The sequence below is a fragment of the Croceicoccus mobilis genome, from assembly GCF_001661965.1.
GTDB lineage: Bacteria > Pseudomonadota > Alphaproteobacteria > Sphingomonadales > Sphingomonadaceae > Croceicoccus > Croceicoccus mobilis.
In genome coordinates this window covers 231633-257687 of sequence record NZ_LYWZ01000023.1, presented here as the reverse complement: position 1 = coordinate 257687, position 26055 = coordinate 231633, and the positions used below count along the sequence as shown (strand labels likewise).

The window sequence follows — 26055 nt, the reverse complement described above, 5'->3', positions numbered from 1 at the left end:
AGGGACCGGCATTACCCTTGTCCATGAGCCCGTCAGAACCGATTCAACTTCACCCCGTCGCCCTGCCCGAAAAGGCCGAAGAGGGCCGCGCCCTGCCCGCAAACGTCGAGGCGGAGGCCGCCTTTCTGGGCGCGGTGCTGATCGACAACCGGGTGATCGAAGAGCTTCCGGTTACGCTCGCGCCGAATCATTTCTTCGAACCCCTCCACGCCCGCATCTTTGAGCGCATCATCGCATTGCTCGACCGCAAGGCGGTGGTGACGCCGGTGACGTTGAAGCCCTATTTCGACGATGATGACGGGCTGAAGGAACTGGGCGGCATCTCCTATCTCGCGCGGCTGACCAGCGACCCGCAGGCGTTGCTGGCCCCGCGCGAACTGGCGCAGCAGGTGTTCGACCTCGCGCTATTGCGTGAACTGGTGGCGGTGGGCCGCGGGCTGGTCACCGATGCGATGGACACGTCCGAAAACGTCGAGCCGATGCAGCAGATCGAGCGGGCCGAGGGCGCATTGTTCAAGGTCGCCGAAGGCGCATCGACCGGCAATGAAACGCAAAGCTTCGCGCAGGCGACCCGCACCTCGATCAAGATGATCGAGCAGGCGCTGAATTCGGGCGGCCATGTCTCGGGCACGACCACCGGCTTCACCTCGATCAATGAAAAGACCGGCGGGCTTCACGATTCCGACCTTATCATCCTTGCCGGACGTCCCGGCATGGGCAAATCCTCGCTCGCGACCAATATCGCCTTCAACACCGCCAGCCGGCTGAAGCGCGATCTGGATGACGGCATTCCCGAGGACGAATCGGTGGGCGGCGCGGTGGCGCTGTTCTCCCTTGAAATGAGCGCGGACCAGCTCGCCACGCGTATTCTGGCCGAAGCCGCCGGGATCAGCTCGTCGAACCTGCGCATGGGCAAGATCAGCCGCGAGGATTTCCAGACGCTGGCGCGCACCAGCCAGGAACTCAACGACCTGCCGCTTTATATCGACGATACGCCGGGCCTGACGATTTCGGCCCTGCGCGCGCGGGCGCGGCGTTTGAAGCGGCGGCACAATATTGGCCTTGTCATCGTCGACTACCTGCAGCTGCTGCAGGGTTCGGGCCGCGCCAGCGACAATCGCGTGAACGAGATTTCCGAAATCTCGCGCGGGCTTAAGACGCTGGCGAAGGAGATCCAGGTCCCGGTGATCGCCTTGTCGCAGCTCTCCCGTGCGGTGGAGCAGCGCGATGACAAGCGCCCGATGCTGTCTGACCTTCGCGAATCCGGCTCGATCGAGCAGGACGCCGACATGGTCTGGTTCATCTATCGCGAAGATTATTACGTCCAGTCGCGCGAACCGAAGCGCCCGCTGGAAACGGACGAGGCCAAGGTCCACGAAGCCCACGCCGCATGGGCCGCGGAAATGGAGCGCGTGTTCGGCCTTGCCGAGCTGATCGTCGCGAAACAGCGCCACGGCTCCACCGGCAAGGTGCGACTGCGGTTCGAGCCGCGCATCACGCGCTTCTCTGACCTGGCCGAAGATGATTACCACTCGGATTACGAATAGAAAAACGCCCGCTCTGGGGGCGCGGGCGTAGTTGGCTTCAATCGGAAACCCTTGATCCGGAATGCCGGGCAGGCTTGGGGGAAGCCTGCCCGGCGCAGGAGCGTGTCAGCCGTTCACGAAGTTGTCGATGCGACCGGTGATGCGGGCAACCCGATTCCGAAGCAGGTTGAGCCGCTCAGCCCGGACCTCCTCGCACTCGAGATCAATGATCGCCTCGAGATCGAGCGGCACAGCAGCGAGATAACGCCTGAGGACCTCGTTCTCCTGTTCGAGATTTTGCACGCGATGGGAAAGATTCGCGACCATGTCCGGGTTCTCTTGCTTCAACTGCATTGTCCGCGCCCCTGCTTTGGATCAATTTGTTCTATGATTGCTGCCATCCATTGTGTCAATAGGCCAAAATGCTTCAAAATTTGGCTTATGCCTATCATTTTGACTAGTTTTCGCTCGTGCGAACATAGGATTGAGCGCTTGGCGCGTGTTGTGCTAAACGCTCGCCATGCCGCACTCCATATCTTCAACCCAGATCGAAAACCTCGTGCGTAAGGCTGCGACAGCCTTTTTCCGCACGGATGCGTACGGCACCCCGGTGGAATTTTCTGGCTGGTCAGCCATGACCGGGCAGGAAGGGGCCGAGGTCACGGATGGCGGCTGGCTTGATGCCGTGCATGACGATGACCGCGAACGGGCGATGCATGCCTGGGAAACCTCCGTCGATCACGGGACCGAATACAACACCGAATTTCGCGTTCGCGCCAAGGATGGCTCGTTTCACTGGATGAATGCGCGTGCGGTCGCGATTTTCGATGAAAACGGGAATGTCAGCGGGTGGGTCGGCATGATGCTGCCCGTCCCCGGCGTGCGCCGCGAACCATCGGCGGTGAGCGGCGGCGCGGCCGACGATATTGCGCCCGGCGCCCTGCGCGCGGCGCGGGCCATGCTGAACTGGTCGGCCGAGGAAATGGCCCAGACGGCAGGCATCTCGCGCTCTACCGTGCGCCGGATGGAGAGCGAGGAGGAGAACCGCTCGATCCATCGCAATACGGCGGCGCTGGTCATTCAGGCATTGCGAGGGGCCGGACTGGATCTGCTGGTGCAGGACGGAACCGTGAACGGGGTCCGGCTCAAGCCTGCTGCGGCAAGCGCGAATGTCGTGTCATTCCCCGGCGGAAACGTGCAGAGCGCCTGAACCGCGCGGGCCAGCCGCGCTGCGGTTCAGGCCGCGAAGCCGCAGCCATGCCGCATTGGCCAGTACGGATGCGGCCAGTATCACCAGCACCATCGGCATGGCGCTATCGGTCCCGAGCAGGGCGACAAGCGTGGAGGTGAGGAAGGCGAAGCCGAACTGGAGCGCGCCGATGGCGGCCGAACCGATGCCCGCCGCAGGCGCGGCGCGCATGGCGGCATCCATGGCATTGGCTGTCAACAGACCCACCATGCCCAGCGTGAACCACAGCGGCACCACGATCAGCCAGAAATCGCCGCTGAGCGCAGCCGTCACCAACAGGGCCGCGCAAGCGGCAAAGACGGGCAGCCCGCGATTGAGAAGCTGGTCGGCATCGAAGCGTTTGAGCAACATCGAATTGAGCTGGCCGAACACGACAAGCGCCGAAGCGATGACCCCGAACAAGATGCCATATTCCGTCGCGCTCAACCCGAACACGCCCTGAAAAATGCCAGAGGACCCGGTGATGAACGCGAACATCGGGGCCTGCACGAAGCCGACGGTGAGAGCGGGAAGGATAAAGACAGGCGTTCGGGCAAGCCGCGCGAACGTGCCCGCAGCCTTTCGCATCGCGCCGGGCTGGCGATCGGATCGCGGCAGGGTTTCGGGAATGAGCGCCATGCTGAGGAAAAGGGCGGCGATCCCCACGGCCAGCATGCAAACAAAGATCGATTGCCACCCGAACGCAGCCAGCAGCAGGCTGCCGAGGAAGGGCGCGAGAATGGGCCCCAATGTCATCAGCATGACAAGGATGGTCAGCACCTGCGCCGCCTTACGCCCGCGATAGATGTCGGCGATGATCGCGCGGCCCACGACCATCCCGGCGCAGGCACCGATCGCCTGAAACAGGCGCAGCGCGTTGAAGATGGTCACGTCGCGCACCAGCAGCAGGCCAAGGGAGGTCATGCAGAACAGCATCGTTCCGGCCAGCAGCGGCAGCTTGCGCCCATGCGCGTCGATCAGCGGCCCGATGATGAACTGCCCGATGCACAGGCCAAAGAAGAAGATCGAGAGCGACATCTCGGTCGCGGAGGCGCTGGCGTTCAGGGCGCGCGCAAGATCGTCCATCGCCGACAGATACATGTCGGTCGCGAGCGGCGGGAATATCGAGAGCAGGGCCAGCACGCCGATCATCAGCGCAGCGCCGAAGGTGCCTTGCCGCGTGGTCGCGGGTTCGTTTGTATCGGTCATCGTCATCCATGCTCTTGCAGACAGTGACGCTTATTTATAGACTATAGTCCAATAATTAAACCCCATGGTTCGGGATTCGAGGGAAAAAGCCATGAACGACGAAGCCGAAGCCGAATCCGGCGTCGACGCCGGTGATGCCGTTACCCCGCCCGCCACCGCGCCTGGCAGGCCGCGGGACGAGGAGGCAAGCGGCCGGATCCGCGCAGCCGCGCTGAAGCTGGTGCGCGAGGAGGGTTATGGGCAGGTCTCGATCTCGCGCATTGCGAAGGAAGCGGGCGCTGCGCGGCAGACGCTCTACAACCGCTGGCCGACAAAGGCCGAACTGGTGCTCGATGCGTTCTTTGCGCAGGCAAATGCGATCGCGGCGCGGCCCGATCCTGCGCCGGATGTGCCGCGCAGCATCGTGTTGCGCGATTTTCTTTGCGACATTTTCGCGCATCTCCAACGCGATGGCGCAGCCCTGCGCAGCCTTATCGCCGCCGCGCAGCAGGATGAGGATTTTTGCGCCATTTTCCGGACCCGCTTCGTCGAGCCGCGCGGCCACATCGTCGAAGAGCTGCTGCGCGACGCACAGAAGCGCGGAGAGCTTGGCGCAGGGCGTGATACCGCGATGCTGACGGCGCTTGTCCATGGCGCCTTCTGGTACCGCCTGCTCAACGGGCAGGCGCTGGACGACCGGCTGGCGCAGGGCATCGTTGCCGAGATATTCGGCGGCTAGAGGCCGAGGTTGAGCTTTCGGCTGACAGTGTAATCTGCGACGCCAACAAGGAACCAGCTGAGCCGCCAGCGCAGGCGGTTCCACCATGTCGCGCGGGCCGCGTGCAGTGCGGGCGTGATCTCCTCGCTGGCGGGAAGGTGCTGGGCAATGAACTCGCGTATGCGCTGCGCCAGTGCCGCGTCCTCTATCCGAAGCATGAGTTCGAGGTTGAGATACAGGCTGCGCATGTCGAAATTGGCGCTGCCGATATAGACCGCATCGTCAACGACGATGAGCTTCGTGTGCAGCTTGCACGGCTGGAATTCCCATATCCGTGTGCCGCGTTTCAAAAGATAGCGATATAGCGCGCGCGTCGCGCCGATGGTTGCCGCATTGTCGGATTTGCCCGCCATGACCAACCGCGCGCTGCCGCGCTGTGCGATTCGCGCGATGCGCCGCACCAGCCGTTTGTGCGGGGAGAAATAGGCCATCATCATGTCGAGCCTTTCGGCCCGGATCAGATCCCGCGACACGCTGGCTGCCCATGTCGAGAGGCCCCGCGTCGGCCCGCCGACCAGCAGGCGCACCGGACCCGTACCCGGGTCCCAGCCACGAATGATACGGCGAATGCCCGACCAGCGCGCCCTGGCGTCGGCGGTCCAGTTGCTGATCTTGGCATACCAGTCCACCAGCGCATCGACCGCGCTCCCCTCGACCACGATGGCAAGGTCGTTCCAGCCATTCAGTGAGGGCGGATCGAAATAGTCGTTCTCTACATTGAAGCCGCCGATCATGGCGCGGGTCTGGTCGGCGATCACGATTTTCTGATGGTTGCGGATCAGATAGCGATGCGACGGTCTGGAAACGAATCGCGCGTGATGGCCGCCAGCTTCGCGCAATGGCTCCAGGAATGCCTCGGTCGCAGATGCGCCGAAACCGTCAAGCAGCAGGGTGACATCGACCCCGCGCCGGGCGGCGGCCACCAGCGCATCGCGGACCCGGCGCGATGCCTCGTCCTCGGCGAATATGTAGAAGCACATGTCGAGTTTTGACCGCGCCGATCCGATCAGTTCGATCAATGCGGCAAAACGGTCCTTGCCCGCGGGATAAAAGGTCAGTGATTGCCCCTGCGCCTCGACATGAAAGGGATCGGGATCGCGATAGCCTGCCGCTGCGTGCTTGCTGTCGGTCTCTATCGGCTCGGCCTTTCCCATTGACACCAGATGGGGAGGCGGGCGCAAAGCGGCAAGTGCGGGCGATTTTCTTGACTCTGCAGCGATCACGCCCTAGTTGCAGCCCTTTCCGACAGGACATTCATTTTACACGGAGTGCCCCATGGCGCGCGTTACCGTCGAAGATTGCGTCGACAAGATCCCGAACCGTTTCGATCTCGTGCTGCTGGCCGCCCAGCGTGCGCGCGAAATTTCGGCCGGCAGCGAGCTGACCGTCGACCGCGACCGCGACAAGAACCCGGTCGTCGCCCTGCGCGAAATCGCGGAGCAGACCGTTAAGCCGACCGAGCTGAAGGAAACGCTGGTCCAGGGCATGCAGAAGGTCGCCGTGGACGACGATGACGAGATCGATGAAGTCGGCTCGCTCTCGCGCTCGGCAGAGGCGCTGCGCCTGACCGCTGCCGCGCCGACGCGCAACACCTCGATCGGGTCCGATTACGACGGCTGATCGCGGCGAGATTACAGATCACCAAGAGGGCGGTTCCTGACGGAGCCGCCCTTTTTGTTTGCATCTGCAGCACCGCCCTTCACGCGGGCCCGGCCATGATTATAGTCGCAGCTCAGACATCCGGGGGGAAACAGCGGACATGAGTGATCTGACCGATGGATTCGGCACGGCGATGGAAGGCGGTGCCTATTCGCGCGCGGTGGAGCGCGAGACGGCAGGCACAGGCGCGGCAAAGGGCGGGAAGGGGCACTTCCACGAACACGCCTGCCTTAACTGCGGGACCGAGCTGATCGGATCGCATTGCCATAATTGCGGGCAGGAGGCGCATCTCCACCGCACCATCGGCGCGTTCTTCCACGACCTGCTGCACGGTGTCCTCCACCTTGACGGCAAGATCTGGCGGACATTGCCGATGCTGGCATTCAAGCCGGGTAAGCTGACCCGCGATTACATCGAGGGGCACCGCCGCCGCTATGTCTCGCCGATGGCGCTGTTCCTGTTCTCGGTATTTATGATGTTCGCCGTGTTTTCGATGCTGGGCCTGTCGGTCCCGACCGACCTGAAAGGGCCTGCCATTGGCGATGAGCAGGTGGAGCCTGCAGTGGCGAATCTCGACGCCGAGATCGAAGCTGCGCAGGATCGGCTTGCCGATGAAGAGGCAGGCAGCGCGGCCTTCACCAATATCCAGCGTGAAATCGACAGTCTAAAAGCGGCCCGCAAGACCGTGACCGGCATCGCAAAGAGCGACGAGATCGTCGCCGAAGGGAAAACCGGCATCGCGAGCATCGACAAGGGGCTTGAGAAATGGCGGAAGAACCCCTCGCTCATGGTCTACAAGCTGCAATCGAGCGGCTACAAGTTCTCCTGGCTGCTGATCCCGATCTCCATGCCGTTCGTCTGGCTGATGTTCGCGTGGAAGCGGCGCTTTGGCCTTTACGACCATGCAGTCTTCGTAACCTATTCCATCGCCTTCATGTCGCTGTTGTTCATCGTGGCCAGCATCGCGGGCGTGATCGGTGTGCCCGCTGGCTGGATCTGGCCACTATGCATCGCGATCCCGCTGGTCCACATCTACAAGCAGCTGAAATATGGATATGAACTCAGCCGTTTCGGCGCGTTCGTGCGCACCTTCGCGATGACTTTCGTGGTCGGCATCACGACCATTATCTTCCTCTCCGTCCTGTTGCTTCTTGGGGTCATGGGTTGAAACATGCTTTTACCGTCGGGCCGGTCTCGCTCGACGATACGCAATTGCGCGCTTTGCTGATGCTGCATCTTGCCGGAATGCACGAAAACTCTCCGCCCGATGCCGTCTTCGCGCTGGACCTTTCGGGCCTGGCCGTGCCTGAACTGACGATGCTGGGGGCATGGGCCGGGGACAGGCTAGCGGCGATGGGCGCGCTCAAGCTGCTGGGTGACGGGCAGGGAGAGGTAAAATCCATGCGCACCCACCCGGATTTCCTGCGGCAGGGCGCTGCGGCCGCGCTGCTGGAGGCGATTATCGCACAGGCGCGCGGCAAGGGGCTAACCCGGCTCAGCCTCGAAACCGGGAGCGGCGACACATTCGAACCGGCGCTGGCGCTATATCGCAGGCGCGGCTTCGTAAGCGGCGAGGCGTTCGGCGATTACACCGCCAGCGCCTTCAACCAGTTCCTGCATCTCCCTTTGAATTGACGGGTCAGTCCGTACCGTCGAGCTTCCCGTCGCCCTGATTGGGATCGGTCTGCTCGTCCTCGACCAGTTCGCCGCGCAGATCGGCGGCGCCTTCGGCGACCTTGTCGGATGCCACGATCGCGCCCTCGCGCAGCGTGTCTTCGACGACTTCGGCATTGTCGCGCGTGTCGGCGGCAGCCCGTTCCGCGGTTGTCGCGGCGTTCTGCTGCGTTTCTTCGGAACAGGCGGCAACGCCGAACAGCGGCACGGCAGCCAGCGCGGTGAAAATCAGGAACTTGCGCATCTTGGGCACCCCATCACAGATTTCTCGATGCTCAAGATACGCTTGGCCCCGCCGCCACGTTCCCCAAGGGGTGTGACGGCGGGGCCGAAGTAACGTGGCAATCTGCGTCGATCAGGCGCCTTGCGGCGTGGCCCCGTCGCCAGAGAAACGCTTGCCCGCCTTGGGCACGCCAAGGCTTCCGGTCGAAACCGGACGCGCCGGGCCGCTCGGCTGGTCGGGACGGTCGATCTTGCCGCTGTCAAGCAGCTGGTCGATTTCGTCGCCGGTCAGCGTTTCATATTCAAGCATCGCCTGGGCCAGCAGGTGGAGCTTGTCCTCCTGCTCGCGAAGCACGTCGTTTGCGCGAACATGCGCGTCCTCGACGAGCTTCTTGATCTCGGCGTCGATCAGCTTGTTGGTCTCCGCCCCGGCAAAGGTGCGCGCGGTCTGGCCCGCCCCCAGATAGCCTTCCTGCGTCTGCTCGTACTGAAGCGGACCCAGCTTGTCCGACATGCCCCATTTGGTGACCATGTTGCGGGCAAGATCGGTGGCATACTGGATGTCGGAAGAAGCGCCCGAGGAAACCTTGTCATGGCCGAAGATGATCTCTTCCGCCACGCGTCCGCCCATGGCGACGGCAAGATTCGCGTGCATCTTGTCACGGTGATAGGAATAGCTGTCGCGTTCCGGCAGGCGCATTACCATGCCCAATGCGCGGCCGCGCGGGATGATCGTGGCCTTGTGGATCGGGTCAGATGCCGGCTCGTTGATCGAAACAAGCGCATGGCCCGCTTCGTGATAGGCGGTCATCTTCTTCTCGTCCTCGGTCATGACCATCGAGCGGCGCTCGCTGCCCATCATGACCTTGTCCTTGGCGTCCTCGAACTCCTGCATGGCGACCAGCCGCTTGTTGCGGCGGGCGGCAAGCAGCGCAGCCTCGTTCACCAGATTGGCGAGGTCGGCACCCGAGAAACCGGGCGTGCCGCGCGCGATGGTGCGCGAATTCACGTCGGGAGCCAGCGGCACCTTCTTCATGTGAACCGACAGGATCTTCTCACGCCCGTCGATGTCGGGAACGGGCACCACGACCTGACGGTCGAAGCGGCCCGGACGCAGCAGCGCAGGGTCAAGCACGTCGGGGCGGTTGGTCGCCGCGATGATGATGATGCCCTCGTTCGCCTCGAAACCGTCCATCTCGACCAGCAGCTGGTTCAGCGTCTGCTCGCGCTCATCGTTGGAATTGCCAAGGCCATGGCCGCGCGAACGGCCGACCGCGTCGATTTCGTCGATGAAGAGGATGCAGGGCGCGTTCTTCTTCGCCTGCTCGAACATGTCGCGCACGCGGCTCGCGCCGACGCCGACGAACATCTCGACGAAATCCGAACCCGAAATGGTGAAGAAGGGCACGCCCGCCTCACCCGCGATGGCACGGGCGAGCAGCGTCTTGCCGGTACCGGGCGAACCGACCAGCAGCGCGCCCTTGGGGATCTGGCCGCCCAGCTTCGAAAAACGCGACGGGTCCTTGAGGAACTCGACGATTTCCTCCAGTTCCTCGCGCGCTTCGTCGATGCCGGCGACATCGGCGAAGGTTACGCGGCCCTGCTTTTCGGTCAGCAGCTTGGCCTTCGACTTGCCGAAACCCATTGCGCCGCCAGCGCCGCCGCCCTTTTGCACCTGCCGCAGCGCGAAGAACGCGATGCCGAGGATCAGGAGGAAGGGAAGCGAATTAAGGAGGATGATGAGCAGCAGGCTCTGCTGTTCAGGCGCGGCACCCGAATATTCGACGCCGTTTTCCTGCAGCAGTTCGGTCAGGCCGGTGTCATTCGGCACCGGCGTGGTCGAAAACGGCTGATCGTTCTTGAGCGTGCCGGTGATCCGGTCCTCGCCAATCTGCACTTCGCGCACGCTGCCCTCGGCGACGGAATCGCGGAAGTCGGAATAGCGGATCTGCGTCCCCTGCGCCGGGCCCCGTTCGGAAAAGAGCGAGACGACGAGGAGCAGGGCAAGAAAGATGCCGCCCCAGATCATCAGGCTCTTCAGCCAGGGATTGCCGCTCGGCTGTTCGTCCTTGTTCATTCGCTTAAGAATCCTTTCCCCCCCAATTTAGGGTCGCGATGGTGAATGGCAAGCAAACGCGGGGGTGCGAAAGGCACGATTCAGCCTGATTTTCTCGGACCCTCGCGGGTTAATCGCCATTCGGGGGCATTTGCGGGCCCATGCGCGGCGCAGCGATAGCCTGCCAGCGTGGCGACGCCGCCCGATTCGAGCGTGCCAAGAAGTCGTTCGATTTCCCCACCGCGCGGCGCGCTGCCCAGCTGTGCGAACAGTTTTTCAAGCACGCGATAGCGCACGGCCCTTGCTTGCGATTGCGGGTTATAGGCTGCGGTTTCGCCATCGGCAGTCAGGCTGACGCGCGCCGAAAACTCGGCATCGACGACAGCCTCCAGCGCGTCAAAGGCATCGCGCAAATGGCGCGCGCTACCGGCAAGGCGCATTGGGTCGAGCCAGTTCGCCTGCGCCATGGCGGCGCGGATTCGGGCGCGGTCATAGCGCGGATCGGTGTTCGACGGATCGATTACCGGGGTCAATCCCTCAGCATCGCAGATCGCGGCGAGTTCGGCGCGCGACCATTGCAGCAAGGGGCGGACAAGCCCAATGTCGGCAGCCATCGGCATCGGACGCGATGCGCGCATGGCGGCAAGCCCTTTCAAACCCGATCCCCGGTTCAGCCGCATCAACAAGGTTTCGGCCAGATCGTCGGCGTGATGGGCAGTGGCGACGGCGGCAATGCCTTCACGGCGCGCCCAGTCGCCCAATGCGCGATAGCGTTCCTTCCGGGCATTGGCGGAAAGATTGCCATCCTGCGAAACGGACACGGGAATCGTCTGGTGCGCGATTCCGCGATTTGCGCAGACCCCGGCCACCATGGCGGCTTCTTCCGCGCTTTCGGCGCGCAGCCCGTGATCGACCGTCGCCGCAGCGATTGAGCCGGGGAATGCCCATTGGGCGAGGATCAGCAGGGCCAGCGAATCCGGCCCGCCCGATACCGCGATGCCCAGCCTGCTGCCGGGCAGGATCAGCGGCGCGCAATCATCGCGAAAGCGCGCCGCCAGCTCATTCAGATCAAGGGGCGTATCAATTGCAGCCCGCCTCGCGGCCCGTCTCGTTCGCGATGGAAGAGAGGCGGCCAGCCGCTTCATTCGGATAGACACGGCGGAATTCGGACAATGCCTCGCAGCTCTTTGTCTTATTTCCCAGCGCGAGGGTGGCGCGGGCGAGATACACGAGGCTGTCGGGCGCGCGCTCGCCGCTGCGGTTGTTGAGATAATTGGCGAGAAACGCTTCGCCCGCCTTGCCCGGCTGGCCTTCATCCAGCCACGAACGCCCGATCAGATTGCGCGCCCAGCTGGCGCGGCGGTGATCGGGGTAGAGATTGACGACCTTCTGCAGCTCGGTCCGGGCAGGGCCATACTGGCCCGCGTCCCACAGGCGATAGCCATAGACATAGGTGTCGTCGGCATCATCGCCGGTCGAGGGTTTCTCGATCGCGGCGACAGGCGTGGTGGGTGCGGGCGCGGCGGCAGCCGGAACCGGAGCGGGGCCGGGGGTCGGGGTGCCGCTCATGGCGCTCAGATTATTGCCCATCGCGGTATCGGCGGCTGCGGCGACATCGGCAGCAGCCGGATTCTGCATGGCCCGGAACTGCTCGGCCTCGGCCTCAAGCTGTTCGACCCGCGCATTCATCAGGCGCATCGCATTGGTGTTGCTCTCGACCTGCGCGGTCAGGCTCTGCAATGCCGATTCCACCGAATCCATGCGGGCGAGAAGATCGGTCACCGGTCCGGATGTGTTGAAGGCAGGGTTCGTAGCCTGCGTTTCGGGGGCGACGATTTCGGGCTGGAAATATTTGTCGCTGCCGCCGGGGAACACCTTGCGCTGCAGCGCCTTCACTTCGGCCTCCAGCTTGCGGATCCGCTGCGCATCGTCCTGCGCGTGGGCGGGTGTCGCCAGCGGAACGGCGACCAGCAGCGCGCCGCCCAGCATCAATGCGGTTCGGCGCAGGTTGGAGAAAATGGCGGGAGCGGTCATGCGGGCAACCTCTTGGAGATAATGCTTGAAACTTCAGTTTTGGCGCGGCGAAGTCGAACCGGCGCTGAACGGAGTCAGCCCGGCGTACCGGGGCCGGCCGGTCGCGCGCGCAGCGAGGCGGCATCGACCGGCACGTCGCGGATCACGGTTTCGCCGTCGGCCAGCGGCGCGACCTCGCGCCCGCCGATGGTCACGGTCAGCGCGTCGGGGCGTCCGGTCCACAGCTGCGGGCCGTCGGCGTCGTCTGGAATGGTAAAGCTTTCGCCCAGCGCCATCTGCTTTTGATAAAGCTGGCGGCCATAGCGGTCGTAGAACTTGACCCAGATGCCATCGACAGTGGCGGTGAAGGTTACCTCGTCCGCGGGTACATCCGGGTTCACGGCACCGGTATCGGCGGGGGCTACGATCGCGGGCGCATCGGCCACGATCTCGTCTTCCTCCAGCGGGGGAAGGTCAGCGGCCGGCATGAACAATCCGCGCCATCCGATCAGCACCAGCACGACGAGCACGATCAGCGCGCCGCCCACGATCCATGCAAGCTTTGACGAAGGATTGCGCGCCGGATCCCCCGGTTCGAGATGTTCGAGGCTGCGATCCACCTTCTGGCGGTCGGCCATGCCCATTTCATCGCGCAACTGCTGGACCAGCTTTGGCGCATCGAGCCCCAGTTCGCGCGCATAGCTGCGCACGAAGCCGATGATATAGGTGCGGCTGGGCATCACGGAGAAATCGCCATTGTCGATGGCGATCAGGTGCCGTTCGGAAATCTTGGTCCGGCTCGACATCTCCTTGCGGCTGATGTCCTGCTTCTCGCGCTCCGAACGCAGGATGTCGCTGACCGTGCCGGAACCCGTCCCGGTCTCGGCTTCGCTCTCGGCGTCATTGCCGAGGGGCAGTTCGTCCAGTTCGCTATCGTCCACTCGTCCGGAACCTCTCGTGCAGGCCTTGGGGGCGGCCGTCGGTCAGAATCCATCCCGACCCGGAATATCACGACCCCGGAAAGCCACGGTTTCAGTCGTTACGGCATCAAACGCCGGATTGCACCCCGCGAGGGGCGGTCTTTCCCAGCAGAAATGCGGGTTTGCGCAGAAATTTCCGCGAATCGAGCGATTTTTACGCTCTGTGGCCCATTTCGCAGCGTCGGTTACTCCACATCGATGTCGCGGGCATCGGCCCATTCGGCCAGCGCGCCGCGCAAATCCGACACTGGTTCGTCGATCCAGCGATTGACGACCTCCGATAATTCACGCGTGTCGATCTTGCGGAACATCGCCTTGTGCGGGCCGATCGAGGCTGGCGTAATCGACAGGCGGCGAAGCCCGATGCCGATCAGGGCCAGCGCCTCCAGTTGGCGGCCACCCATTTCGCCGCATACGGTGATGTCGATCTGCTGTCCGGCAAGTCCGCGCACTACCCGCCGGATAAAGCGCAGGATCGACGGATTCAGCCAGTCATATCGTTCAGCCAGTTTCGGGTTCGACCGATCGGCGGCGAACAGGAACTGGGTCAGATCATTGGTGCCGATCGACAGGAAAGAGATCTTGGGTGCCAGCACGTCAAGCACTTCGGCAAGGGCTGGCACTTCCAGCATCACGCCATAGCGGATCGCCTCGGGCAGCAGCTTGCGCCTCTCGCGCAGGAAGGCGAGCTGGTTGTCGAAAACCGCCTTTGCGGCGTCGAATTCCCACGGTTCGGAGACCATCGGGAACATCACGTTCAGCGTCTTGCCGCCCGATGCTTCGAGGAGGGCGCGGGCCTGCGCCTTCATCAGCCCTTCGCGTTCCAGCGCGAGGCGCAGGGCGCGCCAGCCCATGGCGGGGTTTTCATCCGCTTCGCCGCTTTCATCGCCGCGCAGATAGGGGAGCGATTTGTCGCCGCCCACGTCGACGGTGCGAAACACGACCGGCTTTTCGCCGGCAGCTTCCAGCACGTCGCGATAAAGCCGGGTCTGGCGATCACGCTGCGGCAGGGCGGCGGATACGAGGAACTGGAATTCGGTGCGGAACAGGCCGATGCCGTCGGCGCCGGTCAGGTTCAGCATCGGCACATCGTCGCGAAGCCCGGCATTGATCATCAAGGTGATGCGCTCGCCGTCCTTGGTGAAGGGCTCGACATCCTTCAGCGCGGCATAGCGGGCCTGCCGCTCCTTGCTGCGGGCGCTGCGCGCCTCGAACGCTTCGACCACGGGCGGGGTGGGGCGGATATTGGCAATGCCCTGCGTGCCGTCGAGCAGCACCAGATCGCCTTCACGCACCAGCCCGCGCATGCCGCGGATGCGGCCCAGCACCGGCACGCCCATGGCGCGCGCGACGATGACGACATGGCTGGTGAGCGAGCCTTCCTCGAGGATCACGCCCTTCAGCCGCCGCCGGTCATATTCGAGGAGTTCGGCAGGGCCCAGGTTGCGCGCGATCAGGATCGTATCGTCGCGAAGCCCCAGCCGCGCCGCAGTGCTGACCTGCCCCGACACGATGCGCAGCAGCCGGTTCGCCAGATCCTCCAGATCGTGCATCCGGTCGGCCAGCAGCGGATCGTCGATCTGGCGCATGCGCATGCGGGTGCGCTGCTGCACGCGCTCGATGGCGGCCTCTGCGGTGAGGCCGCTGTCGATCGCCTCGTTGATGCGGCGCGCCCAGCCTTCGTCATAGGCGAACATCTTGTAGGTGGAGAGCACCTCGTCATGTTCGCCGCCCACGCCGAATTCGGCCTGGTTCGCCATCGTCTCGATCTGCTCGCGCATCTTGTCGAACGCCTGCAGCACGCGGGCGCGCTCGGCCTCGGTGTCTTCGGCGACGACATGTTCGATGGTGATGCGCGGCTGGTGGAACACCGCGTGCCCCTTGGCCAGCCCCTTGACCAGCGACAGGCCCGAAAGCTGGCGCGGATCGGTCAGCTGCGGGGCGGCTATGGTGTCGGCATCGTCGATCAGCCCGGCATTTGCGATCAGCTCCGACAAGACCATGGCCACGGTCTGCAGCGCCTCGATCTCCACCTCTTCATAGCGGCGTGGTTCGACATGCTGCACGGCCAGCACGCCCACGGCGCGCTCTAGCCGGACGATGGGAACGCCCGCAAAGGAGTGGAACTTGTCCTCCCCCGTTTCGGGGCGATAGGAGAAGTCGGGATGGGCCGCGGCTTCGGCAAGGTTCAGCACCTCGACCTGTTCGGCGATGGAGCCGACGAGACCTTCGCCCACGGCAAGGCGGGTGACATGCACCGCGTCCTGATTGAGGCCGCGCGTCGCGAAGAGTTCGAGCATCCCTTCGCGCAGCAGGTAGATCGAGCAGACCTCGCTATCGAGGTTTTCACCGATCAGATCGACGACCATGTTCAGTTTTGCCTGCGCATGGGTGCGCGAGGCCATCACCTCGTGAAGGCTGGTCAGGATCGTGCGTGCGGCGAGAATGGCGGATGGCATGGCCCTGCGGATTATAGCAAACGGGCGGCTGAGCAAAGGGCCAGAGAACCCTTAGTTATTTCAGCGGGCAACGCCGAGCGCGCCGGATACGAAAACGCCCCCGAAGCCAATGGCACGGGGGCGCAACGTAAGAAGGGGATCTGCCCTCAGTTCATGAGGATCTCTTCCTTGATCCTGAGCTTTCGTCGCTTCAGCGTCTTTATCTTCGCATCATCGGGGGCGGGGCGCATCATTTCCTCGTGGATCTGCCGTTCAAGACCGGCATGTTTCGTATTGAGCGCGCTGATGTGCGTGGATTCCATAGAGTTTCATCTCCTGCGTTAGCGTGTTGCTCTTTGGTAGCGCAGCGAGGCCCGGGCGGACTGGCACGGGCTTGCCCCTCATGGCTGTGCCATGGCCGGTGGCGACTCGTATGGCGGTCATCCATCCGACAAGCAGCAGACAATCACAAAACCGTCATCTTGCGAAGCGTAAACCCGGTGGCTTGCGGTGAAATGGCAATAAGATTGCGACGGGTCGCAAGAGACGTTGCCTGCACGCGATGAAAGGGGCATGGATCGCGTCATGACCGAAGACGAGATGCGCAAACGGCTGGAGATTCTGCGGGTGGAGCACCGCGACCTCGACGCTGCCATAGGCGCGCTTGAGGAAAATCCGAGCGACCAGTTGCGCGTGGCACGTCTGAAAAAGCGCAAACTGCTTTTGAAGGATCAGATCATGCTGATCGAGGATGCGCTGATCCCCGACATCATCGCCTGATCCGCGTCAGCCCTTCCGGCGCCCCTACTTCCGGCGCCACTTACTTCCGGCGATAGCGGAAATACCAGACCTCGTGCCCCTGCCTGCGGGCTTTCGCCTCGTACCGGGTTTCGGGCCAGCCGCCGGGGCGGGTGAGGAAATCCTTTGGCCCATCGCACAGCCATTCGAACTTGTCGGTATGGCGCTGCATCACCATCAGCGCGTGGCGCAGATAGATCGGGTGATCGGTGCCAAAGCGGAATTCGCCGCCGGGCTTAAGCTTTGACGCGATCATCTCCACCGGGCCGTCGTTCATCATGCGGCGTTTCGCATGGCGGGCCTTGGGCCAGGGATCGGGATGGAGGAGATAAGCGAAAGAGAGTGCCTGATCGGGAACGCGCGACAGGACCTGAAGCGCATCGCCCATGTGGAGGCGCACATTGGCGAGCCGGTCGTCACGAATATGCACCAGCGCCTGCGCCACGCCATTGACGAACGGTTCGCACCCGACAAAGCCGTGATCGGGCAGCATGTCGGCGCGGGTAGCCATGTGCTCGCCCCCGCCAAAACCGATTTCGAAATGGAGCGGGCGATCGTCACCGAACAGGGTGCGCGAATCCACCGGCCCTTCATCGGGGACCGAGATCTGCGGCAGCAGCGTGTCGACCAGCTCTTGCTGGCCTGCGCGCAGGGCCTTGCCTTTCGAGCGGCCATAGAGCCTGCTCAGCGTGGTGGGATCGCCTTCTTTATGTGCACTCATGCGCGCGCCGTTAGCCCAGTGATGCGGCTTCGTCGAGACATTGGACGCATGCGCAGTTATGGCAGGGCGCGATGACGCCGCTCTACCATCCTCCGGTCAAACGCTCGGTCGAGATTGCCGGGCACAAGACCTCGATCAGTCTGGAACCCGCGTTCTGGGAAATGTTGCGCGCCGCCAGCGAGGAAGAGGCGCTGCCGATCAATGCGATCGTCGCGCGCATAGACGCAGAACGGATCGCCAGCGAAACCCCGCCGGGGCTCGCCAGTGCGATCCGCCTGTGGCTGGTGGCCCGCCTCTTGGAAACAGGCGGGCCGGATTAGGTTTTAATAGGTCGCCGGTGCGTCGCTTGCCGGAAAGCTTTCGTCCGCGGCCTGATCGACCTCGGTCCACTTGCGGCGCGGTTCGTCGCGCATGGCGGCGGGGCCGGCATCGCGGATCGGCGTCACCTCGTCGGTGGAGTCGTGATCGACCGGGGTGCCGCCGGCAAAGGCGGGCGAGCTGTCAGTCGTCTTGGACTGGTAATAGCGATAGGCGCCGTAACCGACGGCACCAAGGGCTGCGAGTTTGATAAGACCCATATATCATTCTCCTGTGTTTGCCCCTTCAACGCGTGAGAGCGGGGTTCGTTTCAGGATTTGCTTCATCCGGCTTGTCTGGGCTGGCGGGAATCATCTCGGCCGCTTCGCTCAAAATCTTCGCTTCATCCGCGTCGGCAGGCGCGGGCGAAGGCACCGCCTCGCCGCAGGCAGCCAGTGCGCACAGGCACATGCCCATGCACACTGGCGCGGCAGCGAGGCGGATGCGCATCTTTATTCGGCCATCGCTGCCGAAAGATCGGCGGCGGCATCGTCAGCCTCGTCCGCTGCTTCTTCCGCGGTGGTGTCGGTGACGGGGGCGGGTTCGGCAGGCTCTGCCATGGCCGCATCGGCAGCTTCGGGCTCGACCGCGGAGTCTTCTTCCATGCCGGGCTGCGCCATCACCTCGGCGGCGGGCATTTCGACATTGTCGGCCTCTGCCGGGGCGTCGGCGGATTCGGTCGAGCCGCAGGCAGCCAGCAGCAGGGCCGGGGCGGCCACGGCGGCAAGGGTGAGGATCTTCTTCATGGGCGGTATTGCTCCCTTTGGGATTTCGCATCGCCACGGCGGCCATGCGGATGGATGATTTATGCGGGGGGTTTTAGGCGCGAAAGAGGGATGCAGGCAATCATTGCAAACATATAAAGCTTTCTTTATATCCCGGTCCGTCATGACAGCCACGCCATCATCCCTGGCCATTTCCGACCTGCTGCGCGCGATCGACGATCCCTCGCGCCTCAGGCTGTTGCGCCTGTTGTCGCGCATGGAGCTGGCCGTGGGCGAACTGGCCGAAGTGCTGGAGCAGAGCCAGCCGCGCATTTCGCGCCATATCCGCATTCTGACAGAAGCGGGGCTGGTGGAAAAGCGCAAGGAGGGGAGCTGGGTCTTTCTGAAGACACGGCTCGGCGATTCTCCCTCGGCCATGATGGCCGCGACCGACCGCCTGCTGGCGGCGGCAGAGGAAGAGGACGCAGGCTTCGCCGCCGATGCGCAGGGTGATCTGCACCGCCTTGCCGCGATCCGCGCCGCGCGGGAGGAAAGCGCCGAATATTACTTCGCCCGCCATGCCGAGGAATGGGACCGGCTCAGGAGCCTCCACAGCGATGACGCGCTGGTCGAGGCGCGACTGGGCGAGCTGTTGGGCCTGTCCGCGAACGAGGGTGAGGAGGCGCTGGGCGATCTTCTCGACATCGGTACCGGGACGGGGCGCATGGCAGAATTGTTCGCCGCCCATGCTCGCCACGTCACCGCCATCGACAAGAGCGCGGACATGCTGCGTGTTGCGCGTGCCCGCCTGCAGCATCTGCCGCCTGCGCGGCTCAATCTGCTGCAGGGCGATTTTACCGAACTGCCGTTTTCCGATGGCAGCTTCGACACGGTGCTGTTTCACCAGGTGCTGCATTACGCGCAGCTCCCCGAACTCGCGCTGGCAGAAGCGGCCCGCGTCACCCGCCCCGGCGGGCGCGTCGTCATCGTCGATTTCGCGGCCCATCGGTTCGAGGAATTGCGTGAGCGTGATGCCCATGCCCGCCTTGGCTTTACCGACGGGCAGATGGCATCCCTGCTGGGCGATGCCGGATTCACGGCCAGTGCCGATGCCGCCATCGAGGGCGGAGAATTGACGGTGCGAATCTGGGTCGCCACCCGCGCCGACACGATCAAGAATATCACGCCCCTGCGCAAGGCCGGGGCCAGTTCCAGAAAGCGTAGCAGTTCATGAGCAGTACCAGCATTTCAGCGCCGTTGTTCGCCGGGCTTCCCGGCGATATCGCGGTCTCCTTCGAATTCTTCCCGCCCAAGACGGAGAAGATGGAGGCGCAGCTGTGGGATGCGATCCGTAAGCTGGCGCCGCTCGATCCTTCGTTCGTTTCGGTTACCTATGGCGCGGGCGGCACCACCCGCGAACGCACCCATGGTACGGTGGAGCGCATCATCAAGGAAGCGCATCTCCCCGCCGCCGCGCATCTGACCTGCGTGGAAGCGACCAAGGATGAGATCCGCGAAATCGCCGAAAGCTATTGGGAAGCGGGCGTGCGCCATATCGTCGCGCTGCGCGGCGATCCAACGACGCCCGGCGGCAAGTTCGAACCGCATCCCGGCGGCTATGCCAGCGCCGCCGAACTGGTCGCGGGGCTGAAGGAGATCGCCGATTTCGACATCTCGGTCGCGGCCTATCCCGAAACACACCCCGAGGCGCTGTCGCCGCAGGCCGATCTCGACAATCTCAAACGCAAGATCGATGCCGGCGCGAGCCGGGCGATCACGCAGTTTTTCTTTGATCCTGCCAGCTTCCTGAAATTTCAGGACACGGCAGCAGCGCAGGGCATCAGCGCGCCGATCCTGCCGGGCATCCTGCCTGTTTCGAATGTGGCCCAGACGCGCAAATTCGCCACGCAATGCGGCGCGCATATTCCGAAATGGATGGACGATCTGTTCGAAGGGCTGGACGACCGACCCGACGCGCGCAAGCTGGTCGCCGCCACCATCACAGCCGAAATGTGCCGCCGCCTGTATCAGGGCGGCGTGCGCGACTTCCACTTCTACACCTTGAACCGGGCCGAACTGTCCTATGCGATCTGCCACCTTCTGGGCCTGCGGCCCAAGGTGAAGACGCCCGAACCGGAGACCGCAGCATGACGATTGAACCCAGTGCAGCACGCGCCGCCTTCGAGACCGAAGCCGCGAAGCGCATTCTCATCACCGATGGCGCATTCGGTACCCAGATCCAGACCAAGGGGCTGGTCGAGGAAGATTATGCCGGAACGCTGGGACTGACGAAGGACCAGAAGGGCAACAATGATATCCTCGCCCTGACGAAGCCCGAAGTGCCCGAATCGATCCACCGCGCCTATTTCGAGGCCGGCGCCGATATTGCCGAGACCAACACGTTTTCGGCCAATCGTATCAGCCAGGCCGATTATGCTGCGGAAGAACTGGTCGTCGAACTCAACCGCGAAAGCGCAGGTCTGGCGCGCAAGGTTGCAGACGAATTCGCAGACAAGGATGGCCGCCCGCGCTTTGTCGCAGGCGCGATCGGGCCGACCAACAAGACGCTTTCGCTCTCGCCCGACGTGAACGATCCGGGCTACCGCGAGATTGATTTCGACTATCTAACCCAGGTCTATGCCGAGCAGGCCAAGGCACTGGCCGAAGGCGGGGCGGATTTCATCCTGATCGAAACGGTGTTCGATACTTTGAACGCCAAGGCCGGCATCATGGCGGTGAAGCAGGTCGAGCGCGAGCTGGGCCGCGAAGTACCGATCATGCTGTCGATGACGCTGACCGATCTTTCGGGCCGCAATCTGTCGGGCCACACGGTCGAGGCATTCTGGTATGCTGTGCGCCATGCCAAGCCGCTGACGGTCGGGCTGAACTGCTCGTTCGGCGCGACGCAGCTTGCACCCCATGTCGCGCATCTGGCGAAGATCGCCGATTGCCTGACCATGCATTACCCCAATGCGGGCCTCCCCAACGAGCTGGGCGAATACGACGAGATGCCCGACACCACGGCGGGCTTTGTCCGCGAATGGGCGGAGCGCGGACTGGTCAATGTGCTGGGCGGATGCTGCGGTTCCAGCCCGCAGCATATTGCGGCCATGGCCAAGGCGGTGGCGGGCATCGCACCGCGCCAGCTGCCGACGCTTGAAACGAAAACGCGGCTTGCGGGCCTCGAACCCTTTATCATGGCCGCTTGAGCGGGCGCATAGGAATTATCATGTCTGATCAGGATTTTGCCGCAGCGGCAAGCCGCTTCGTCAATATCGGCGAGCGCACCAATGTCACCGGCTCGGCGCGCTTTAAAAAGCTTGTCATGGCGGGCGATTACCCAGCCGCCGTGGAGGTCGCACGCCAGCAGGTGGAAAACGGCGCACAGGTCATCGACGTCAACATGGACGAAGGCCTGCTCGACGCGGTCGAGGCGATGACGACCTTCCTCAAGCTGATCGCCGCCGAACCCGACATCGCGCGGGTGCCGGTGATGATCGATTCATCGAAGTTCGAGGTGATCGAAGCGGGCCTGAAATGCGTTTCGGGCAAGCCCATCGTCAATTCGATCAGCATGAAGGAAGGCGAAGAGCCATTCCTCGATGCTGCGCGCAAATGCATGGATTACGGCGCCGCCGTGGTGGTCATGGCTTTCGACGAAACCGGACAGGCCGACACGAAGCAGCGCAAGATCGAGATCTGCGAGCGCGCCTACAAGCTGCTGACCGGCATCGGCTTTCCGCCCGAGGACATCATCTTCGATCCCAATGTCTTCGCCGTGGCGACGGGTATTGAAGAGCATGACCGCTACGCCCTCGACTTCATCGAGGCGGTGGCGGTGCTGCGCAAATCCTGCCCGCATGTGCATTTCTCAGGCGGTCTCTCCAATCTCTCCTTCAGCTTCCGCGGGAACGAGACGGTGCGCCGCGCGATGCACTCGGTCTTCCTCTATCACGCGATCCCGGCAGGGCTCGACATGGCGATCGTCAATGCGGGGCAGCTCGACGTTTACGACCAGATCGACGCCAAGCTGCGCGATGCCTGCGAAGATGTGATCCTGATGCGCGATCCCCCGGCGGACAGCGGGTTCGAGACCGCGACCGAACGGCTGATTGCGCTCGCCGAAAGCTACAAGGGCAAGAACCCTGAGGCCGAGAAGCAGGCCGCCGAATGGCGCAGCTATCCGGTGGCGAAGCGGCTGGAGCATGCGCTGGTCAAGGGTATCGACGCGCATATCGTCGACGATACCGAAGAGATGCGCAGCGAACTCGCCGCCAATGGCGCCCGCCCGATCGAGGTGATCGAAGGCCCGCTGATGGACGGCATGAATGTCGTGGGCGACCTGTTCGGCAGCGGCAAGATGTTCCTGCCGCAGGTGGTGAAATCCGCGCGCGTCATGAAGAAGGCGGTTGCGCACCTGATCCCCTTCATCGAGGCGGAAAAGGAAGCGGGCGCCAAGGCCAAGGGCCGTATCATCATGGCGACGGTGAAGGGCGACGTTCACGATATCGGCAAGAATATCGTCGGCGTCGTGCTGCAGTGTAACGGGTACGAAGTGATCGACCTTGGCGTCATGGTGCCCTGGCCCGACATCCTGAAGGCCGCGAAGGACAATGACGCCGACATCATCGGCCTGTCGGGCCTGATCACCCCCTCGCTGGACGAGATGGTGACCGTGGCGGAGGAAATGCAGCGCGCCGGATTCGACATTCCGCTGCTGATCGGCGGCGCGACGACGAGCAAGGTGCACACCGCTCTGAAGATCGACCCGGCCTATGACGGCCCGGTGATCCACGTGCTGGATGCCAGCCGTGCGGTGGGCGTGGCCTCGCAGCTTTTGTCCGATACGCAGCGCGATCCTTACGTTGAAAGCGTGGCGGCGGATTACGAGAGCGTGCGCGAAAAGCGGGCTGGCAAGGGGCAGAGTGCTCTGCTCTCGCTGGAAGAGGCGCGGGCAAACGGCTTCGCCGCCGACATGGCGGAAAAGCCGGCCGCCCCGGCGCAGCCCGGCGTGCATGTGTTCGAGGCGTGGGACCTTGCCGATCTGGCGCAATGTTTCGACTGGACGCCTTTCTTCCGCGCATGGGAATTGGCAGGCACCTATCCCGCTATCCTCGATGACGAGGTGGTGGGCGAAAGCGCGCGCAACCTCTTTGCCGATGCACAGAAAATGCTGCAACAGATCATTGAAGGCCAGTGGTTTACCGCACGCGGCGTCTGCGGCTTTTGGGAAGCGAAGCGCGATGGCGACGATGTCCTGCTGACCGATGGGACCCGCATCCCCTTCCTGCGCCAGCAGGTGAAGAAATCGCGGGACCGTGCCAATTTCTGCCTTGCCGATTTCGTCGATCCCGATGGCGACTGGATCGGCGGCTTTGCCGTCGGCATCCACGGCATCGACAGCCATTCGGAAAGCTTCCGCGCCGCGCATGACGATTACTCCGACATCATGCTGAAGGCTCTGGCCGACCGCTTTGCCGAGGCATTCGCCGAGCGTCTCCACCAGCATGTCCGCACCGAACTATGGGGCTATGCCCCGGGCGAGCAGCTGACGAACGAGGCGTTGATCAAGGAGCAGTATCGCGGCATCCGGCCGGCTCCCGGCTATCCGGCCTGTCCCGACCATTCGCTGAAACCCATGCTGTGGGAGCTGATGGACGTCGAGAAAAAAGCGGGCATCACCCTGACCGAGAGCAATGCGATGTGGCCGACCAGCGCGGTTTCGGGTTTCTATTTCGGCCATCCCGAAAGCCAGTATTTCGGCGTCGCCCGCATCGGGCGCGACCAGCTGGAGGATTACGCGCAGAGGCGCGGCATTGACCTTGCCACGGCGGAACGCTGGCTTAGGCCCAATCTCGACTGAGGATTAAGACAGGCGCGCCCGTTCCATGCGGGCGCGCGATCTGCCATGGCCTTTCAGCATGCAGGCCGCCCTCGACATCCTTAAGCGCACCTTCGGCTTTTCCGCCTTTCGCGGGGTGCAGGCCGATGTGGTGGAGCGCGTGCTGGCCGGACAGTCCACGCTGGGCGTGATGCCCACCGGCGCGGGCAAGTCGCTTTGCTACCAGCTCCCCTCGCTGATGCTGGAGGGCACCTGCATCGTCGTCAGCCCGCTGATCGCGCTGATGCATGACCAGCTGCGCAGTGCCGAGGCGAACGGCATAAGCGCCGCGACCCTTACCAGCGTCGATGAAAACCGGGCCGAGACGATCCAGCGCCTGCTCGCGGGCGATCTCGACCTGCTATACGTTGCGCCCGAACGCGCCAGCCAGCCGCACTTCCGCGATTTGCTGCAGCAATGCCGCATCGCGCTGTTTGCCATCGACGAGGCGCATTGCGTTTCCGAATGGGGCCACGATTTCCGCCCTGATTATCGCCTGCTCGCGCCGATGATGGAGGCGTTTCCGGACGTTCCCCGCCTTGCGCTGACAGCGACGGCGGATGAACATACGCGCGCCGACATCCTCACCCAGCTCGGCATTCCCGGCGAGGGGCTGATCGTCGCCGGGTTCGACCGCCCCAATATCCGCTATCACATCCGCCCGCGCGACAGCCTGACGCGGCAGATCCAGCAGATCATCGATGCGGAGCCCGGCCCCGGCATCGTCTATGCACCCACCCGCGCCGCGACCGAGCGCCTTGCCGAAACCCTGGGCAAGTCGGGCCGCGAGACGCGCTGCTATCACGCTGGTCTCCCGCCCGAAGTGCGCGCGAAGAACCAGCACGATTTCGTGGCGAGCGAGGACATGGTGATCGTCGCCACGGTCGCTTTCGGCATGGGCATTGACAAGCCCGACGTGCGCTTCGTCATCCACGCAGGGCTGCCGAAGTCGATCGAGGCCTATTACCAGGAAACCGGCCGCGCTGGCCGCGATGGCGATCCTTCGGTCGCGCATCTCTTCTGGGGCGGCGATGATTTCGCCCGCGCCCGCATGCGCGTGGCCGAAGTGGGGCAGGACCGCAGCACCGGCGAACGCGCGCGGCTGGGCGCATTGGGCGCGTTGGTCGAAACCGCCGGATGCCGCCGCGCGATCCTGCTGCGGCATTTCGGCGAAACCCCGCCCGAAACCTGCGGCAATTGCGACAATTGCCTCAACCCGCCCAAGGCGGTCGACGCCACCGTCACCGCGCAGAAATACCTGTCTGCCGTCGCCCGCACGCGGCAGATGTATGGCGCGGGCTATGTCGAGAGCATCCTGACCGGCCAGTCCACCGACCGCAGCCGCCAGAACGGGCATGACAGCCTCTCGGTCTTTGGGATCGTCGATGGCGAGGAGGCGGCACTGCTCAAGCCCGTGTCACGCGCGCTGCAGGTGCGGGGCGCATTGCTTCCCACCGAACATGGCGGTTTGATGCTGGGGCCGGAGGCGAAAGCCTATTTGAAGGGCGAGGTGCCGCTTGACCTCGTGATGCCGCCGCGGACCGCTCGCAGCCGGAAACGGGGCGTGGGCGGCGATGCCACACCCAACCCCGTAGGCGATCCCTTGTTCGAGGCTTTGCGCACGCTGCGCCGCGATCTGGCCAAGGACGCGGGCGTGCCGCCCTATGTCATCTTCCACGACAGCACCTTGCGCGACATGGCCGAAAAGAAACCCGGCAGCCTGTGGCAGCTGGGCGAACTCCCCGGCATTGGCGCGAAAAAGCTCGATGCCTATGGCGAGGATTTCCTGGGCGTGATCGAGCAGTATTCCTGATATTCTATTGTGCTATAGC

Annotated in this window: 27 protein-coding genes; 13 read left to right on the top strand and 14 right to left on the bottom strand. The window is 63.7% G+C overall.

From position 1 onward, the window contains the following. Positions 1–23 precede the first annotated feature (23 nt). Positions 24–1547, top strand: a complete 1524-nt coding sequence (locus A9D13_RS13210; protein WP_066774470.1) for a replicative DNA helicase — start codon at positions 24–26, stop codon at positions 1545–1547. A 105-nt stretch (positions 1548–1652) separates the two neighbouring features. Here A9D13_RS13210 and A9D13_RS13205 read toward each other — a convergent pair whose 3' ends face one another. After that, on the bottom strand, positions 1653–1880 hold the full coding sequence (locus A9D13_RS13205) for a hypothetical protein (protein WP_066774468.1): 228 nt from the start codon (positions 1878–1880) through the stop codon (positions 1653–1655). Between the two features lie 166 nt (positions 1881–2046). Here A9D13_RS13205 and A9D13_RS13200 point away from each other — a divergent pair, with 166 nt between their 5' ends. Then, entirely contained in the window at positions 2047–2736 is a 690-nt protein-coding gene (locus tag A9D13_RS13200) for a PAS domain-containing protein (RefSeq protein ID WP_082922394.1), read from the top strand. Here A9D13_RS13200 and A9D13_RS13195 read toward each other — a convergent pair. Then, positions 2704–3963 carry a multidrug effflux MFS transporter gene (locus tag A9D13_RS13195; protein WP_082922419.1) on the bottom strand — a complete coding sequence of 420 codons (1260 nt, stop codon included), beginning with the start codon at positions 3961–3963 and terminating at the stop codon, positions 2704–2706. The two genes, A9D13_RS13200 and A9D13_RS13195, sit on opposite strands and share 33 nt — an antisense overlap. 91 nt (positions 3964–4054) lie before the next feature. Here A9D13_RS13195 and A9D13_RS13190 point away from each other — a divergent pair, with 91 nt between their 5' ends. Next, positions 4055–4681 (top strand): TetR/AcrR family transcriptional regulator, encoded by a 627-nt coding sequence (locus A9D13_RS13190; protein WP_082922393.1) that lies wholly within the window; start codon positions 4055–4057, stop codon positions 4679–4681. Here A9D13_RS13190 and A9D13_RS13185 read toward each other — a convergent pair. Continuing rightward, positions 4678–5874 (bottom strand): phospholipase D-like domain-containing protein, encoded by a 1197-nt coding sequence (locus A9D13_RS13185; RefSeq protein ID WP_066774462.1) that lies wholly within the window; start codon positions 5872–5874, stop codon positions 4678–4680. The two genes, A9D13_RS13190 and A9D13_RS13185, sit on opposite strands and share 4 nt — an antisense overlap. A 121-nt stretch (positions 5875–5995) precedes the next feature. On the opposite strand from A9D13_RS13185, the gene rpoZ reads away from it, so the two are divergent. From rpoZ to A9D13_RS13170, 3 genes are all read left to right on the top strand, one after another. Next, the gene (rpoZ, locus tag A9D13_RS13180; protein WP_066774460.1) at positions 5996–6340 is read left to right on the top strand and encodes a DNA-directed RNA polymerase subunit omega; all 345 of its coding nucleotides are present in this window, start codon (positions 5996–5998) and stop codon (positions 6338–6340) included. 139 nt (positions 6341–6479) lie between these two features. Then, on the top strand, positions 6480–7547 hold the full coding sequence (locus A9D13_RS13175) for a DUF3667 domain-containing protein (protein WP_066774458.1): 1068 nt from the start codon (positions 6480–6482) through the stop codon (positions 7545–7547). Between the two features lie 59 nt (positions 7548–7606). Further along, positions 7607–8014 carry a GNAT family N-acetyltransferase gene (locus A9D13_RS13170; RefSeq protein WP_066774708.1) on the top strand — a complete coding sequence of 136 codons (408 nt, stop codon included), beginning with the start codon at positions 7607–7609 and terminating at the stop codon, positions 8012–8014. A 4-nt stretch (positions 8015–8018) separates the two neighbouring features. Here A9D13_RS13170 and A9D13_RS13165 read toward each other — a convergent pair whose 3' ends face one another. The 7 genes from A9D13_RS13165 to A9D13_RS20140 form a co-directional block, all read right to left on the bottom strand. Further along, positions 8019–8297: a hypothetical protein gene (locus tag A9D13_RS13165; RefSeq protein ID WP_066774456.1), complete on the bottom strand. Its 279-nt coding sequence runs from the start codon at positions 8295–8297 to the stop codon at positions 8019–8021. Between the two features lie 111 nt (positions 8298–8408). Further along, positions 8409–10352 (bottom strand): ATP-dependent zinc metalloprotease FtsH, encoded by a 1944-nt coding sequence (gene ftsH, locus A9D13_RS13160; RefSeq protein WP_066774453.1) that lies wholly within the window; start codon positions 10350–10352, stop codon positions 8409–8411. A gap of 80 nt (positions 10353–10432) precedes the next feature. Then, on the bottom strand, positions 10433–11476 hold the full coding sequence (gene tilS, locus A9D13_RS13155; RefSeq protein ID WP_082922392.1) for a tRNA lysidine(34) synthetase TilS: 1044 nt from the start codon (positions 11474–11476) through the stop codon (positions 10433–10435). Further along, the gene (locus A9D13_RS13150) at positions 11412–12365 is read right to left on the bottom strand and encodes a tetratricopeptide repeat protein (protein ID WP_082922391.1); all 954 of its coding nucleotides are present in this window, start codon (positions 12363–12365) and stop codon (positions 11412–11414) included. The genes tilS and A9D13_RS13150 overlap by 65 nt, the downstream gene beginning before the upstream one ends. A 74-nt stretch (positions 12366–12439) precedes the next feature. Then, positions 12440–13285 (bottom strand): helix-turn-helix domain-containing protein, encoded by an 846-nt coding sequence (locus A9D13_RS13145; RefSeq protein ID WP_082922390.1) that lies wholly within the window; start codon positions 13283–13285, stop codon positions 12440–12442. A 224-nt stretch (positions 13286–13509) separates the two neighbouring features. Continuing rightward, a complete protein-coding gene (gene ptsP / locus A9D13_RS13140; protein WP_066774451.1) occupies positions 13510–15783 on the bottom strand; it encodes a phosphoenolpyruvate--protein phosphotransferase in 2274 nt (757 codons plus the stop codon). A gap of 146 nt (positions 15784–15929) precedes the next feature. Next, positions 15930–16085 (bottom strand): YdcH family protein, encoded by a 156-nt coding sequence (locus tag A9D13_RS20140; RefSeq protein WP_082922389.1) that lies wholly within the window; start codon positions 16083–16085, stop codon positions 15930–15932. A gap of 262 nt (positions 16086–16347) precedes the next feature. On the opposite strand from A9D13_RS20140, the gene A9D13_RS13135 reads away from it, so the two are divergent. After that, positions 16348–16542 (top strand): YdcH family protein, encoded by a 195-nt coding sequence (locus tag A9D13_RS13135; RefSeq protein ID WP_066774700.1) that lies wholly within the window; start codon positions 16348–16350, stop codon positions 16540–16542. A gap of 40 nt (positions 16543–16582) precedes the next feature. Here A9D13_RS13135 and trmB read toward each other — a convergent pair whose 3' ends face one another. Continuing rightward, a complete protein-coding gene (trmB, locus tag A9D13_RS13130; protein WP_066774449.1) occupies positions 16583–17281 on the bottom strand; it encodes a tRNA (guanine(46)-N(7))-methyltransferase TrmB in 699 nt (232 codons plus the stop codon). Between the two features lie 71 nt (positions 17282–17352). Here trmB and A9D13_RS13125 point away from each other — a divergent pair, with 71 nt between their 5' ends. Then, a complete protein-coding gene (locus A9D13_RS13125; RefSeq protein WP_066774445.1) occupies positions 17353–17601 on the top strand; it encodes a ribbon-helix-helix domain-containing protein in 249 nt (82 codons plus the stop codon). Positions 17602–17604: 3 nt separating this feature from the next. Here A9D13_RS13125 and A9D13_RS13120 read toward each other — a convergent pair whose 3' ends face one another. Genes A9D13_RS13120 through A9D13_RS13110 form a run of 3 tightly spaced genes read right to left on the bottom strand, consistent with a single transcriptional unit; the run spans position 17605 to position 18384 of the window. After that, the gene (locus tag A9D13_RS13120; RefSeq protein WP_066774443.1) at positions 17605–17859 is read right to left on the bottom strand and encodes a hypothetical protein; all 255 of its coding nucleotides are present in this window, start codon (positions 17857–17859) and stop codon (positions 17605–17607) included. Between the two features lie 25 nt (positions 17860–17884). Further along, on the bottom strand, positions 17885–18088 hold the full coding sequence (locus tag A9D13_RS13115) for a hypothetical protein (protein WP_066774442.1): 204 nt from the start codon (positions 18086–18088) through the stop codon (positions 17885–17887). Positions 18089–18090: 2 nt separating this feature from the next. Then, on the bottom strand, positions 18091–18384 hold the full coding sequence (locus A9D13_RS13110; protein WP_066774440.1) for a hypothetical protein: 294 nt from the start codon (positions 18382–18384) through the stop codon (positions 18091–18093). Positions 18385–18526: 142 nt separating this feature from the next. Between A9D13_RS13110 and A9D13_RS13105 the strand changes: the two genes are divergently transcribed. Genes A9D13_RS13105 through recQ form a run of 5 tightly spaced genes read left to right on the top strand, consistent with a single transcriptional unit; the run spans position 18527 to position 26036 of the window. After that, positions 18527–19576 carry an ArsR/SmtB family transcription factor gene (locus A9D13_RS13105; RefSeq protein ID WP_066774437.1) on the top strand — a complete coding sequence of 350 codons (1050 nt, stop codon included), beginning with the start codon at positions 18527–18529 and terminating at the stop codon, positions 19574–19576. Next, entirely contained in the window at positions 19573–20493 is a 921-nt protein-coding gene (gene metF / locus A9D13_RS13100; RefSeq protein ID WP_066774435.1) for a methylenetetrahydrofolate reductase, read from the top strand. The genes A9D13_RS13105 and metF overlap by 4 nt, the downstream gene beginning before the upstream one ends. After that, on the top strand, positions 20490–21551 hold the full coding sequence (locus tag A9D13_RS13095; RefSeq protein WP_066774433.1) for a homocysteine S-methyltransferase family protein: 1062 nt from the start codon (positions 20490–20492) through the stop codon (positions 21549–21551). The genes metF and A9D13_RS13095 overlap by 4 nt, the downstream gene beginning before the upstream one ends. A gap of 20 nt (positions 21552–21571) precedes the next feature. Then, complete coding sequence (gene metH / locus A9D13_RS13090; RefSeq protein ID WP_066774431.1) at positions 21572–24205, top strand: methionine synthase; 2634 nt, start codon at positions 21572–21574, stop codon at positions 24203–24205. A gap of 25 nt (positions 24206–24230) precedes the next feature. Further along, a complete protein-coding gene (gene recQ / locus A9D13_RS13085) occupies positions 24231–26036 on the top strand; it encodes a DNA helicase RecQ (RefSeq protein WP_373288757.1) in 1806 nt (601 codons plus the stop codon). Positions 26037–26055: the final 19 nt, after the last annotated feature.

What these genes read in the sequence shown, in the direction of transcription:
- A9D13_RS13210 (WP_066774470.1), top strand. Translation starts at nt 24, where the DNA reads ATGAGCCCGTCAGAACCGATTCAACTTCACCCCGTCGCCCTGCCCGAA.
- A9D13_RS13205 (WP_066774468.1), bottom strand. Translation starts at nt 1,880, where the DNA reads ATGCAGTTGAAGCAAGAGAACCCGGACATGGTCGCGAATCTTTCCCAT.
- A9D13_RS13200 (WP_082922394.1), top strand. Translation starts at nt 2,047, where the DNA reads ATGCCGCACTCCATATCTTCAACCCAGATCGAAAACCTCGTGCGTAAG.
- A9D13_RS13195 (WP_082922419.1), bottom strand. Translation starts at nt 3,963, where the DNA reads ATGACCGATACAAACGAACCCGCGACCACGCGGCAAGGCACCTTCGGC.
- A9D13_RS13190 (WP_082922393.1), top strand. Translation starts at nt 4,055, where the DNA reads ATGAACGACGAAGCCGAAGCCGAATCCGGCGTCGACGCCGGTGATGCC.
- A9D13_RS13185 (WP_066774462.1), bottom strand. Translation starts at nt 5,874, where the DNA reads ATGGGAAAGGCCGAGCCGATAGAGACCGACAGCAAGCACGCAGCGGCA.
- rpoZ (WP_066774460.1), top strand. Translation starts at nt 5,996, where the DNA reads ATGGCGCGCGTTACCGTCGAAGATTGCGTCGACAAGATCCCGAACCGT.
- A9D13_RS13175 (WP_066774458.1), top strand. Translation starts at nt 6,480, where the DNA reads ATGAGTGATCTGACCGATGGATTCGGCACGGCGATGGAAGGCGGTGCC.
- A9D13_RS13170 (WP_066774708.1), top strand. Translation starts at nt 7,607, where the DNA reads ATGCTGCATCTTGCCGGAATGCACGAAAACTCTCCGCCCGATGCCGTC.
- A9D13_RS13165 (WP_066774456.1), bottom strand. Translation starts at nt 8,297, where the DNA reads ATGCGCAAGTTCCTGATTTTCACCGCGCTGGCTGCCGTGCCGCTGTTC.
- ftsH (WP_066774453.1), bottom strand. Translation starts at nt 10,352, where the DNA reads ATGAACAAGGACGAACAGCCGAGCGGCAATCCCTGGCTGAAGAGCCTG.
- tilS (WP_082922392.1), bottom strand. Translation starts at nt 11,476, where the DNA reads ATGAAGCGGCTGGCCGCCTCTCTTCCATCGCGAACGAGACGGGCCGCG.
- A9D13_RS13150 (WP_082922391.1), bottom strand. Translation starts at nt 12,365, where the DNA reads ATGACCGCTCCCGCCATTTTCTCCAACCTGCGCCGAACCGCATTGATG.
- ptsP (WP_066774451.1), bottom strand. Translation starts at nt 15,783, where the DNA reads ATGCCATCCGCCATTCTCGCCGCACGCACGATCCTGACCAGCCTTCAC.
- A9D13_RS20140 (WP_082922389.1), bottom strand. Translation starts at nt 16,085, where the DNA reads ATGGAATCCACGCACATCAGCGCGCTCAATACGAAACATGCCGGTCTT.
- A9D13_RS13135 (WP_066774700.1), top strand. Translation starts at nt 16,348, where the DNA reads ATGACCGAAGACGAGATGCGCAAACGGCTGGAGATTCTGCGGGTGGAG.
- trmB (WP_066774449.1), bottom strand. Translation starts at nt 17,281, where the DNA reads ATGAGTGCACATAAAGAAGGCGATCCCACCACGCTGAGCAGGCTCTAT.
- A9D13_RS13125 (WP_066774445.1), top strand. Translation starts at nt 17,353, where the DNA reads ATGACGCCGCTCTACCATCCTCCGGTCAAACGCTCGGTCGAGATTGCC.
- A9D13_RS13120 (WP_066774443.1), bottom strand. Translation starts at nt 17,859, where the DNA reads ATGGGTCTTATCAAACTCGCAGCCCTTGGTGCCGTCGGTTACGGCGCC.
- A9D13_RS13115 (WP_066774442.1), bottom strand. Translation starts at nt 18,088, where the DNA reads ATGCGCATCCGCCTCGCTGCCGCGCCAGTGTGCATGGGCATGTGCCTG.
- A9D13_RS13110 (WP_066774440.1), bottom strand. Translation starts at nt 18,384, where the DNA reads ATGAAGAAGATCCTCACCCTTGCCGCCGTGGCCGCCCCGGCCCTGCTG.
- A9D13_RS13105 (WP_066774437.1), top strand. Translation starts at nt 18,527, where the DNA reads ATGACAGCCACGCCATCATCCCTGGCCATTTCCGACCTGCTGCGCGCG.
- metF (WP_066774435.1), top strand. Translation starts at nt 19,573, where the DNA reads ATGAGCAGTACCAGCATTTCAGCGCCGTTGTTCGCCGGGCTTCCCGGC.
- A9D13_RS13095 (WP_066774433.1), top strand. Translation starts at nt 20,490, where the DNA reads ATGACGATTGAACCCAGTGCAGCACGCGCCGCCTTCGAGACCGAAGCC.
- metH (WP_066774431.1), top strand. Translation starts at nt 21,572, where the DNA reads ATGTCTGATCAGGATTTTGCCGCAGCGGCAAGCCGCTTCGTCAATATC.
- recQ (WP_373288757.1), top strand. Translation starts at nt 24,231, where the DNA reads ATGCGGGCGCGCGATCTGCCATGGCCTTTCAGCATGCAGGCCGCCCTC.